At 62.9% G+C, this 11,111-nt stretch carries 9 protein-coding genes; 7 read left to right on the forward strand and 2 right to left on the reverse strand.

Features of this window, described 5'->3' with window-relative positions; all coding sequences use genetic code 11:
- Positions 1-147 precede the first annotated feature (147 nt).
- The 4 genes from VIM98_RS03325 to VIM98_RS03340 all read left to right on the forward strand — a co-directional run bounded on the left by VIM98_RS03325 (position 148) and on the right by VIM98_RS03340 (position 4,035).
- Complete coding sequence (locus VIM98_RS03325) at positions 148-1,929, forward strand: phosphoenolpyruvate carboxykinase (GTP) (protein ID WP_331991671.1); 1,782 nt, start codon at positions 148-150, stop codon at positions 1,927-1,929.
- 137 nt (positions 1,930-2,066) lie between these two features.
- Complete coding sequence (locus tag VIM98_RS03330; RefSeq protein WP_331991672.1) at positions 2,067-2,648, forward strand: RNA polymerase sigma factor; 582 nt, start codon at positions 2,067-2,069, stop codon at positions 2,646-2,648.
- On the forward strand, positions 2,645-3,112 hold the full coding sequence (locus VIM98_RS03335) for a hypothetical protein (RefSeq protein ID WP_331991673.1): 468 nt from the start codon (positions 2,645-2,647) through the stop codon (positions 3,110-3,112). Before VIM98_RS03330 ends, VIM98_RS03335 begins: the two co-directional genes overlap by 4 nt.
- 17 nt (positions 3,113-3,129) lie before the next feature.
- A complete protein-coding gene (locus VIM98_RS03340) occupies positions 3,130-4,035 on the forward strand; it encodes a DUF4097 family beta strand repeat-containing protein (RefSeq protein WP_331991674.1) in 906 nt (301 codons plus the stop codon).
- A gap of 119 nt (positions 4,036-4,154) precedes the next feature.
- Here VIM98_RS03340 and VIM98_RS03345 read toward each other — a convergent pair whose 3' ends face one another.
- The gene (locus VIM98_RS03345) at positions 4,155-5,009 is read right to left on the reverse strand and encodes a hypothetical protein (RefSeq protein ID WP_331991675.1); all 855 of its coding nucleotides are present in this window, start codon (positions 5,007-5,009) and stop codon (positions 4,155-4,157) included.
- 279 nt (positions 5,010-5,288) lie between these two features.
- Between VIM98_RS03345 and VIM98_RS03350 the strand changes: the two genes are divergently transcribed.
- Positions 5,289-8,189 (forward strand): bifunctional diguanylate cyclase/phosphodiesterase, encoded by a 2,901-nt coding sequence (locus VIM98_RS03350; protein ID WP_331991676.1) that lies wholly within the window; start codon positions 5,289-5,291, stop codon positions 8,187-8,189.
- Between the two features lie 100 nt (positions 8,190-8,289).
- Here the strand turns inward: VIM98_RS03350 and VIM98_RS03355 are convergent, their stop codons facing one another.
- Positions 8,290-9,189, reverse strand: coding sequence for an Hsp33 family molecular chaperone HslO (locus VIM98_RS03355; RefSeq protein WP_331991677.1), 900 nt, complete (start codon positions 9,187-9,189; stop codon positions 8,290-8,292).
- A 152-nt stretch (positions 9,190-9,341) separates the two neighbouring features.
- Here VIM98_RS03355 and mtgA point away from each other — a divergent pair, with 152 nt between their 5' ends.
- Together mtgA and VIM98_RS03365 are read left to right on the forward strand one after the other, a co-directional pair.
- On the forward strand, positions 9,342-10,058 hold the full coding sequence (gene mtgA / locus VIM98_RS03360) for a monofunctional biosynthetic peptidoglycan transglycosylase (RefSeq protein ID WP_331991678.1): 717 nt from the start codon (positions 9,342-9,344) through the stop codon (positions 10,056-10,058).
- Positions 10,059-10,113: 55 nt separating this feature from the next.
- Positions 10,114-11,040 (forward strand): glycosyltransferase family 2 protein, encoded by a 927-nt coding sequence (locus tag VIM98_RS03365; RefSeq protein ID WP_331991679.1) that lies wholly within the window; start codon positions 10,114-10,116, stop codon positions 11,038-11,040.
- The last annotated feature ends 71 nt before the right edge of the window (positions 11,041-11,111 follow it).

Raw genomic sequence — 11,111 nt, forward strand, 5'->3', positions numbered from 1 at the left:
CACCGGCCTCTCACCCCCTCGAGACTAGCCTGCCCATGGAGCGGGGCGTGGCCCTCTCGCGCCTCCTGCTGCAACGCGCCTTGCAATGCCAGTGCGCGTAAATTAGCGTTTCCGCTATCTTTTAACGCAAGACCAGAGAGGATTTCGATGGCTAGCTCACTGGAAGCGTTGCGACGCTGGGTCGATGAAACTGCCGCCCTGACCCGTCCTGCACAGGTTCATTGGTGCGATGGCTCCGATGCCGAATACCGCGGTCTGGTCGAGGCCATGCTGACCAGCGGCGACCTGCTGGAACTCAACCAGGCGACCCACCCGGGTTGCTATCTTCATCGCTCCCACCCTTCCGATGTCGCCCGCGTAGAGCACCTGACGTTCGTATGCACGCGCGATGAGGTCGCGGCAGGCCCGAATAACCACTGGATGGCACCGGCAACCGCACACGCCAAGATGGACGCACTATTCGATGGCTGCATGCAGGGACGCACGATGTACGTCATTCCCTATTGCATGGGGCCGATCGATTCGCCATTGGCACGCTGCGGCGTCGAGATCACCGACAGTCCTTACGTAGTGGCCAATATGCGCGCGATGACCCGCATGGGCGCGGCTGCGCAGGCACGCATCGAACGCGAAGGCCGCTTCGTCCGAGGTCTGCATTCCACCGGCGAACTCGATCCCGAACGCCGCTTTATCATGCATTTCCCGGAAGAGTTGACGATCAAATCCTATGGGTCGGGCTATGGCGGAAATGCATTGCTCGGCAAAAAATGCCATGCACTGCGCATCGCTAGTTGGCAGGCACGCGACGAAGGCTGGCTGGCCGAACACATGCTGATCGTCGGCATCCAGAACCCACAGGGAAAAACGCATTACATTGCCGCAGCCTTCCCTTCGGCTTGCGGCAAGACCAACCTCGCCATGCTGATCCCGCCCGAGGGCTACCGCCGCGATGGCTGGAAAGTGTGGACCATAGGCGACGACATCTGCTGGATGCGCCCAGGTAGCGATGGCCGGCTCTATGCCATCAACCCGGAAGCAGGCTTTTTCGGCGTCGCGCCAGGCACCAGCCAGGACAGCAACCCGAATGCGCTAGCGACGATCGCGCACGACACCATCTTCACCAATGTCGCCCTTACCGCCGATAACCAACCATGGTGGGAAGGTCTGCCAGGCACGCCGGCCATCGACTGGCAAGGCCGCTCCTACGATGCAGCCAACGGTCCAGCGGCGCATCCCAATGCACGTTTCACCGTCAGCGCTAAACAATGCCCGACCTGGTCGCCCAAGGCCGAGGACGCGCAGGGCGTGCCGATCAGTGCCATCGTGTTCGGCGGTCGCCGGCCATCGCTCCTGCCGCTGGTCATGGAGGCTAACGATTGGACGCACGGTGTGCTCATGGGCGCGGCGATGGGATCGGAAACCACGGCGGCGGCAACCGGAGCTGTCGGCGTGCTACGGCGCGATTCGATGGCGATGAAGCCCTTCTGCGGCTATCACTACGGCGATTACTTCAGCCACTGGCTGTCATTCGATGGCAACGGTGCGCAGCTACCAAAGATTTTCCACGTCAATTGGTTTCGCAAAGACGCGCAAGGACGTTTCCTCTGGCCTGGCTACGGCGAGAACCTGCGCGTTCTGGAATGGATGATCGACCGCATCGAAGGACGCGCCGTAGGCCGCGAATCACCGGTAGGTACCGTGCCGGCCGATGGCGAGCTGCGCACCGACGGGCTGGATCTGCCTGCCGGAACGCTCGATATGTTGCTGGATATCGACCGCGCTGGCTGGCAGGCGGAACTGGCAGCGATCGGAGATTATCTGCAGAGCTTCGGCGCACGCCTACCGCCCCGTTTGCGCGCCGAGCAACAGCGTGTCGCCCAGGCCCTGGAGGACACGCCGGCGCGCACCCGCCACGCGATTGCCTCCTAAGGCCAGTGACATGCCTCCCGGCCCTGGACGAGGCCGAGGTCGCTCGTGCATGGTGTATCCGAACGGGCAGCTTGGCTGCCCGTTTCTTTCATCCTCGTCTAAACCCTGCCCTCATTGGCTGCATCCAAGCTAGCAAGATGATCGCTGCCAGCCCTACATCCGGAAATGCCCCGCCGCCCACGCCGGTCGTGGACGTCGGCGATTCGGACGACGTGCAGGCCGCCGCTGCAGGCGATCGCCTCGCTTTTCAAAGGCTTTACCGTCAGCACGTCGACCGGATCTACGGCGCCATCTATCGCCTGGCCGGATACGACCATGCACGTGCCGAAGATCTGACGCAGGAAGCCTTCGTGCGTTGCTGGCAAAAGCTTGCCGGGTTCCGTCATGAAAGCGCCTTCGGTACATGGTTGTATCGCCTGGCTGTGAACGTGGCCTTGATGGACATCCGCTCACGCGGCGCGGATCCGGTGCACATGATGGACGAGGACAACCTGCCCGACCGCGGCGAAACGCCGTTCTGCGCTGCCGAACGCGACGAACTGGAACGGGCGATCGCCAAACTGCCACCACGCGCGCGCGCCGTTCTGGTGCTGCACGATGTGGAAGGTTGGCGGCATGAAGAAATCGGCGAGGAACTGGGCATGGCGATCGGCTCGTCCAAAGCACAATTGCATCGCGCGCGCGGCTTGTTGCGCAAAGCGTTGGGAGAAAGCTCATGAACGAATTGGAATGGCACCGTCAGATGCGCGCTCTGCGCCAACCGGTCGCTCCGCAACGCGACTTGTGGACGCAGATCGATGCGGCACTCGATGCCGCGCAGCAGGAAGTTGCGGCGCAACCGGCGCGGCGTCGGAGGCGTACTTGGTTGCTGGCCGCCAGCTTTGCCGGCGCGGCGATCCTGGCCGGCGGGGTGTCGCTTCATCTGCACCAATCGTCCATGCGGCAAGTTGCGACGCCGCTGGCAAGCACGTCGTCGGTATCGCCCACGCTGACACCCAGGCAGGGGCGCTGGAAGCCGACCGACCCACGATTGGCCGGCGCGGCGATCGAATTGGACGCAGCGCAGATGGAATTGCGCCAGGCGCTCAAGCAAGCGCCGGATTCGGTAGCTTTGCAACGCCTGCTGGAACGTACCGAACGTCAACAATCGCAATTGCGCTACATGGAAAATCAGGCCGGCTGAGCTTGCAGGAGTCACTTATGAAAACCATTCGCTACGTCCCCCTGCTGCTCTGCGTGGCCGTCGGCCAGGCACTGGCCGATACGCCGGTCAATCTCAACCGCAACGCCGCTCCAAACGCCCATATCGAAGTAACCAACGTCAAGGGCGCACTTACCGTCACGGCGTGGGATCGCAATGAGGTACAGGTCACCGGCAGACTCGGCGATGGAGCCAAGCCGTTGGAGATCGAGGGCAGCGACAATGACCTCTCGATCCGGGTAGAGCCCAAGAGCGGCAAGGCAGGCTGGTTCAACTGGGGCAGCGATACCTCGATGGAACCGAGCACGCTCGACCTTCGCGTTCCCAAGGGGGCATCGCTGGAAGTCGAGGTCGTCAGTGCACCGATGAGCATCGACGGCATCGATGGCGGTGCGATCAAGGTCAACAGCGTCAGCGGCAAGGTACGCGTCAACGCCCGCACGCCCTCGATCGAAGCACATACTGTCAGCGGAAGCATTGAATTGGCCGGGCGAGCACAACGCGTGGACTTGCAAACGGTCTCCGGCGACATCCTGGCACCAAGTGTCGGCGACGACGCCGAATTGCAGACAGTCTCCGGCCGCGTGCGTGTCACCGGCGGTCCCTGGCGCAAGCTCAGCCTGAGCACGGTCTCCGGCGATGTACAGCTCGGCGGCGGCCTCGCAGGTAACGGCACCTATAGTGTCGACAGCATGAGCGGCGACGTGCAATTGCAGGTGCCGGCCAATCTGTCGGCGGTTATCCATGCCACCAGCTTCAGCGGCGACCTACGCAGCGATTTCGGCACGCCGAAAAAGAACGACAACGGTCCTGGCAGCGAACTGAATGCAACCGCAGGCAGTGGCGCGGGCAAGATGACGATCGAGACCTTCAGCGGCGATCTGCGGATCAAACGCGGAGAGTAAGGTCGCTCGCTGAAAAGGGAAACCGCACAAAACGAAAGCCGGTCATGCAGCCGGCTTTTTTCCCTACTCTTCGCGGGCCGCGCAGCGGCCGATCTCACAGCGAACGCCAGTGAGCGACCTTACAAATCCTGATGATACTGCACATACGGCGTACGCGACTGATCCGGTTCGGGGCCGACGGGTGTATTTACGCCGCTACCCGACGACCAGACATTCTGTGCGCCGATGCTCAACTCGCCCTGCCAGGGCAGTCGCCAGGTAACACCCAGATCGATGCTGTTCCAACGGCGGTCCGGATTGTAGGCACCCGGCACACCGGCCTGCGGTTGCAGCGAACGACCGACAATGGCGCCGCTCAGGGGACCGCGATCGATGCCGAAGCTCAACGCTTTCTGATCCAGGGTATTGATACCGAGCAGATTGCCCGGCAACAGGCGTACACGGCCCACACTGGCCCCCACGTCGATGCCGCTCTTGCTGTCCAGCGCGACACGGCCGCGTGCATTGAGCTGAGCGCTGCTGTCGAAACTGGCCAGCCCACTGACGTTACCGAGCGCACCGCCCGGCAGCAGACGCGGCAGGGTGGCGCTGTTCGGCGTGCTGTTGGCACTGACACTCAAACCGACGCTGTAGCGGTCCACATTGTACGTGGCCCCCACTTCGCTACCCACCACGCGTGGCGCCGCGCCATTGAGCCAGGAATGTTCGCTGACCGAGGCATGCGCCTGTAAGTTGGGGCCAAGACCGTACTGCGTGTCGACCGTCTTGGTCCTGACATCCGGACGCAGAACCAGGGGTGCCGCACCCTGCTGGGCAGCACCGCTGGCGGCGTCGAAACCGTTATTGGTCGGTGACGTGACGGCTGGGAACTGGTCGGATTGCAGCTGTCGCGTCTGCGAATCACTGGCGACAGTCTGCCCTGCCGCGGCGAGCGGCATCAGCAAAACTGGCAATGAGAGCAGAAGACGACGCATGACGTTACATGAGGTCCATTGACCGACCCCTCCCCCGAGGGATCTTACGAATTCAGTCTAACATATTTTACTTTTTAATAACAACCGCCTCATGGCTGTCCCTTGGAATTTTTTTTCCCTTTCAGCAAAACCACTTAGCGTTATCCGGCTGGCTCTCGACAGACCCTTGGACCGGCTTTAGTTTCACGCGTTCCAGGCCGATAGATCGCGGACCACAAAGCTGAATCGAGAAGTTATAAAGTTGCCCACACAGCCCTACCTCGAAGCCGGCCGCGAACCATGAACTCCGCGCCAACCAGCACTGCGCTCACTCCCCTTTCCGAAGAGGGCAGTGCCGTGCTGCGTACGGCGGCCGAACGCCTGTTCAGGGCGGCGGACGCGGCCAATGTATTCGAGATCTGCGACACCGTTATGAAAGACCTGGGCATCCCTGGCCGCCTTCACTGGCAGCCGCTGAGCGATGCCATGCCCGATCCGGCGATCTATCGCGTCGAACTGGCGGACGATCCGCAGGGGCCGCGCACCCTGGTGCTGATTCTGGAGCCGCAGATGCTGCCCCCGTCGCAGTACCTGCACGACCAGTTGGCCTGGCTGGGCAGGCTGGCCTCGGCGCGCCTGCGCCAGTTGGCCGAGACTTCCCGGCTGTACGAAGCCATCTCGCGCCTGGCCCTGGCCGAACGCCTGCAACGCGCCTTGTACGCGATCGCCGAGCAAGCCGGTGCCGAACACAATATGACCGAGATGATGCGCTCGCTGCATGCCATCCTCGGCAGCCTGATGTATGCGGAAAACTTCTACATCGTGCTGTACGACGCGGCCACGGGAAATGTCCGTTTTCCGTACTACGTCGATACCGTCGACAAGGATCCGCCCGCACCGGAGCAGAACTTGCCCTTGCAGGAGATGCGGCACAGCTTGACCTGGCATCTGTTGCAGGGAGGACAGCCGATCATGGGCTCGATCGAGGAACTGACCCATCAGCTCGGCGAGCACTTGCGTCCGGTCGGCCCGAATTGCGAGCACTGGCTCGGCGTCCCATTGCTGCGCGAGGGCCATGTCGTCGGCGGCATCGTGATGCAAAGCTATCGCGAAGACACGCACTACACCCAGCACGACCGCGAGTTGCTGAGCTACGTCGCCCAGCACGTGCAGACGGCGCTGGAACGTCGCGAGGCACATGCCGAACTCGAACGCAGGGTCACCAGCCGCACTGCCGCGTTGCGCGAAGCCAATCGTGTGCTGCGTCAGCAGGTGCTGCAGCGCCAGCGCGGCGAACGCCTGCAAGCAGCGCTGTTTCGCATCGCCGAACTGGCCAACGCGACCGAGAGCCTGGATAACTTCTATGCCGCGGTCCATCGCGTGATCGGCGGACTGCTCTATGCACGCAACTTCTACATCGCTCTGCTCGATGACGAGAACAAGCAGCTGACCTTCCCCTATTCGGTCGACGAACTGGACAGCGTGCGCCTGCCGCGCGCTCATGGCCGCGGCGCAACCGAATACGTTCTGCGCCACGCCAAGCCGCTGCTTGCCGACCCGCAGGAAATCGACCGGCTATGCCAGGTCGGTGAAATCGGGCAGTTCGGTGCGCGCTCGGTCTGCTGGCTGGGCGTACCGCTGATCTGGGGCGAGCGTGCGATGGGCGTGCTGGCGGTGCAGAGTTATTCCCCGGAGCACACCTACGACGAGCGCGACCAGGAGTTGCTGACCTTCGTGGGCTACCACGTCGCCAACGCCTTGCAGCGCAAGCACACTACCGAGTCGCTCAAGCAGGCCTACGCCAGTCTGGAGCGCCGGGTCACCGAACGCACGCGTGCGTTGGCCCTGGCCAACCGCGACCTGCGCGAGCAGATTGCCGAACGCGAACGTGTCGAGCGCCGCCTCAAATATGAAACCCTGCACGATTCGCTGACCGGCCTACCGAACCGTACGCTACTACTGCAACGCCTCGAACAGGCCCTGCAGCGCTACCACAGCAATCCGCAGGAACTGTTCGCGGTGCTGTTCATCGATCTGGACCGTTTCAAGGTGATCAACGATTCGGTCGGACATCTGGTCGGCGACGACCTGCTGTTCCAGGTCGGCGGCCGCATCCGTGCCTGCCTGAAGACCCGCGACGTCGTCGCGCGCCTGGGAGGCGACGAGTTTGCCGTGCTGGCCGAAGGCATCACCGACATCCGCATGGCTTCGCTGATCGCCGAGCGCATTATCGACGAACTGCAGGCCCCCTTCCGTCTCGGCGCGAAGGAAATCTTCACCTCCGCTTCGATCGGCATTGCCCTGCCCGGCCCGCACTATCAGCGACCGGAGGAATTGCTGCGCGACGCCGACGCGGCGATGTATCGTGCCAAGGACGAAGGACGGCACCGCGCCGCGATCTTCGACGATCGCCTGCGCCGCGAAGCGCTATCGCTTCTGGAAATGGAAGGCGACCTGCGTCGCGGCCTTGCGCGCAACGAGTTCGTCCCGTTCTACCAACCCATCGTCGCGCTGGAGACCGGTCGCACCGTCGGCTACGAAGCCTTGCTGCGCTGGCGTCATCCCGAGCGCGGCTTGCTCACACCCAGCGACTTCCTGGCGATCGCCGAGGAGAGCGGCTGCGCGGAAAGCATCGACTGGCAGATCTTCGAACAAGCCTGTGCCCAGGTTCATGCGCTGGTGGGCGGCGAAGGCTTCGTCAGCATCAATGTCTCCGGCCGACACTTCCGATCGCCCGACCTCGACAAGCGCCTGCTCGATCTGCTGGCGTCGCATCGGCTGCCGCCGCATTCATTACGGATCGAAGTGACCGAGCGCGCCCTGCTGGAGAATCCGACGCAGGTCAAACGCATCCTCTCGCACCTGCGTGGACAAGGCGTCGGTATCGCGCTGGACGATTTCGGCACGGGCTATTCGTCCCTGAGTTACCTGCATCAGTACCCGATCGATACCTTGAAGATCGACCGCTCCTTCATCACCGAGATCCCGCGCGAAAGCAGCAACGGCCTGGCCGTCGTGCGCGCGATCCAGGTCCTGGCCGATTCGCTGCAGATGCAGGTGATCGCCGAGGGCATCGAGGAAGAGCCCCAGCGTCAGGCCTTGCTGCGCGTGGGCTGCCGCTATGGACAGGGCTTCCTGTTCGCCACGCCGCGTCCAGCCGAAGTCTGGCTGGAGCGGGAAAGGCATGTGGCTTTGCCGTGAGGGGCGAGGTCGGCGACTGTGTCGCCTGTGAGGTCGTGCCTGCGGCGCTGTCAGGCGTAAAGAGAGAAAAGCCTCTCCTCTTACAACTGGCCCGGCACCCTTACTGGGCGGTGGTCGATGCGGCGGCGTTGTGGCTGGCGCTCAGCAGGTGCTCTGCATCGATGCGATCGAAGATGTAGCGCTGCGCACAGAATTCGCAGATCACTTCGATCTCGCCTTCGCGCGCCTCCAAGGCCGCCTCGACCTCTTCGCGCCCGAGCGAACGCAGCATCGATTCCACGCGCTCGCGAGTGCAGCTGCAACCGAAAGCCAACGGACGCGGCTCGAACAGGCGTATCGACTCCTCATGGTACAGCCGGTACAGCAACTGCTCCGGCGATGTGCCGAGCATTTCGTCGACGCCCAACGTCGCAGTCAGGTGCTCGATGCGATTCCAGCCATCTTCGTCGGTCGACGCGTCATGGCCACCTTCACCGGGCAAGCGTTGCACCATCAGGCCGACGGCGCGCTCGCCATCGGCGGCAAGCAGGATCTTGGCCGGCAACTGCTCCGACTGCTGGAAGTAATTCTCCAGCGCCTCGCCGACGCTGGGATAGTGCAGATCGACCAAACCCTGGTAACGCTGACCGCGCTCGGCATGGCCAATGGTGATGGCCATGACCGACTGGGGGAGCTCGGCGACTGCCAAGGGCTCCGGCAACGGGTCGTGCCAACGCGCCAGGCCGCGAAGGCGCCCTTGATCGGTGCATTCGGCGAACAGCAGACGCAAGGCACCGGCGCTCTTCAGCTCGATCGACAGGGAGCCCTCGAGCTTGATATTGCCGGTCAGCAGCGCACTGGCCGCCAAGGCCTGTCCAAGCAGGTCGCGAACCGCCTCGGGATACGCTGCGCGCCCGGCCACCTCGCGCCAGGCCGGGCCGAGGCGCACCAGCACCCCGCGCACGCCAGCGCTCTCGAGCAGGAATCGATGCAGGACATCTTCTGGCAATACGGTTTCCACGTCCGAACCTCTGGAGAGACATATCGACGGCCATCATCGGCCAAGTCGAACAAGATGGGGCCAAGCGGCACCGGACGCAACCTCTGCCGATGACGGTCTCAGCGCCATGCGAGAGCCTTATATACTGCGGGTATCTCCAAACCTGCGTTGTCATGACCAAACCTCGCTCGCTGTTTTTTCGAATCCTGCGTTTCCTGGGGCTGCTGCTCGTCGCATGGCTGGCACTGAGCTGGCTGGTGGTGCTGGTACTGCGCTTCGTACCGCCCTGGACCTCGGCGGTCATGATGGAACGGCGCGTGAGCGCACTCATCCACGGCGAACGCGATTTCCGCCTGCATCATCATTGGGTGCCTTGGGAAAACGTCTCGCCTTTTGTGCCTCTGGCGATGGTCGCGGGCGAGGACCAAAAGTTTCCCTTTCACCACGGTTTCGACGTCGATGCCATCCAGGACGCCATCGACGATGCCGACGAAGGTAAACGCCTTCGCGGCGCCAGCACGATCAGCCAGCAAACCGCGAAGAACCTGTTTCTATGGAACGGCCGCAGCTTCGTGCGCAAAGGGCTGGAAGCTTATTTCACCGTGCTGATCGAACTGACCTGGTCTAAGCGACGCATCCTTGAGGTCTATATGAACATTGCCGAACTCGGCGATGGCATCTATGGCGTCGGTGCCGCGGCAGAATCCTATTTCGGCATGCCGCCTGGGCGCCTGAGTCCTGCGCAGGCAGCGAGGCTTGCCGCCGTGCTGCCCAGTCCACGGCGCCTGCACGCCGATCGCCCTAGCGCTTACGTATTGCGCCGAGCCAGTTGGATCCAGCAACAGATGAACCAGTTGGGCGGCCCGGGTTACCTCGGGCGCGGACGCTGAGTCGCACCACGCCTCTGTAAGATGCCTGCCGATAACCTACCGACTGAATCGATCCATGCAGAAGCTGACCGTCGTCGTCCCCGCCTTTAACGAATCATCCGTGCTGGAAGCTTTCCATGCACGCCTGAGCGCGGCGCTAACCGGCCTGCCACTGGATTGCGCGGTGCTGTATGTCGATGACGGCAGCTCCGACGGTACCTGGGAGCTGATCAAGCGGCTCGGTGGTCATGGACTGCGGGTAAGCGGACTGCGCCTGTCGCGCAATTTCGGTAAGGAGGCCGCCGTCACCGCCGGCCTGGATCGCGCCGATGCCGATGCGGTGATCCTGATCGATGCCGATCTGCAGGATCCGCCTGAGTTGATCCCGGAGCTCGTGGCCCAGTGGCAAGCCGGTCATGACGTGGTCTATGCCACCCGCACGGAACGGGCAGGCGAAACCCGCCTGAAGCGCCTGACGGCCGCAGCCTTCTATCGCAGCATGGAGCGTCTCTCCGATACGCCCATCCCACGCGATACCGGCGATTTTCGCCTGTTGTCGCGTCGCGCTCTGGATGCGCTGCGACAATTGCGCGAACGACAGCGTTTCATGAAGGGGCTGTTCGCCTGGATCGGCTATCGCCAGGCTTCGGTTCGCTATCAACGCGAACCGCGACAAGCCGGCCATACCAAATGGAACTACTGGCGACTGATGCAACTGGCCATCGAGGGCATCACCTCGTTTTCCACCGCGCCGCTACGACTGGCGACCTGGGTGGGTCTGTGCTCCTCCGTACTGGCCTTTGCCTATGGCATCTGGGTACTGGGCAAGGCCCTGCTCTATGGAGACCCAGTGCGCGGCTATCCCACCCTGATGTTGGTCGTGCTGTTCCTGGGCGGCGTGCAACTGCTTGCGCTGGGCGTCATCGGCGAATACCTGGGCCGAAACTATGCCGAGAGCAAGCAACGCCCGCTTTACTTTATCGACGACGATTTTTCGTCCTGAAAACCTGTCGGACGCCCATCCAACGCCCTTTCACAAAGGCGCTACACCTGACCGGCGCCGCGGCGTTAGAC

The sequence above is a fragment of the Dyella sp. genome, from assembly GCF_036568765.1.
In the GTDB taxonomy this organism is placed as follows: Bacteria; Pseudomonadota; Gammaproteobacteria; order Xanthomonadales; family Rhodanobacteraceae; genus GSA-30.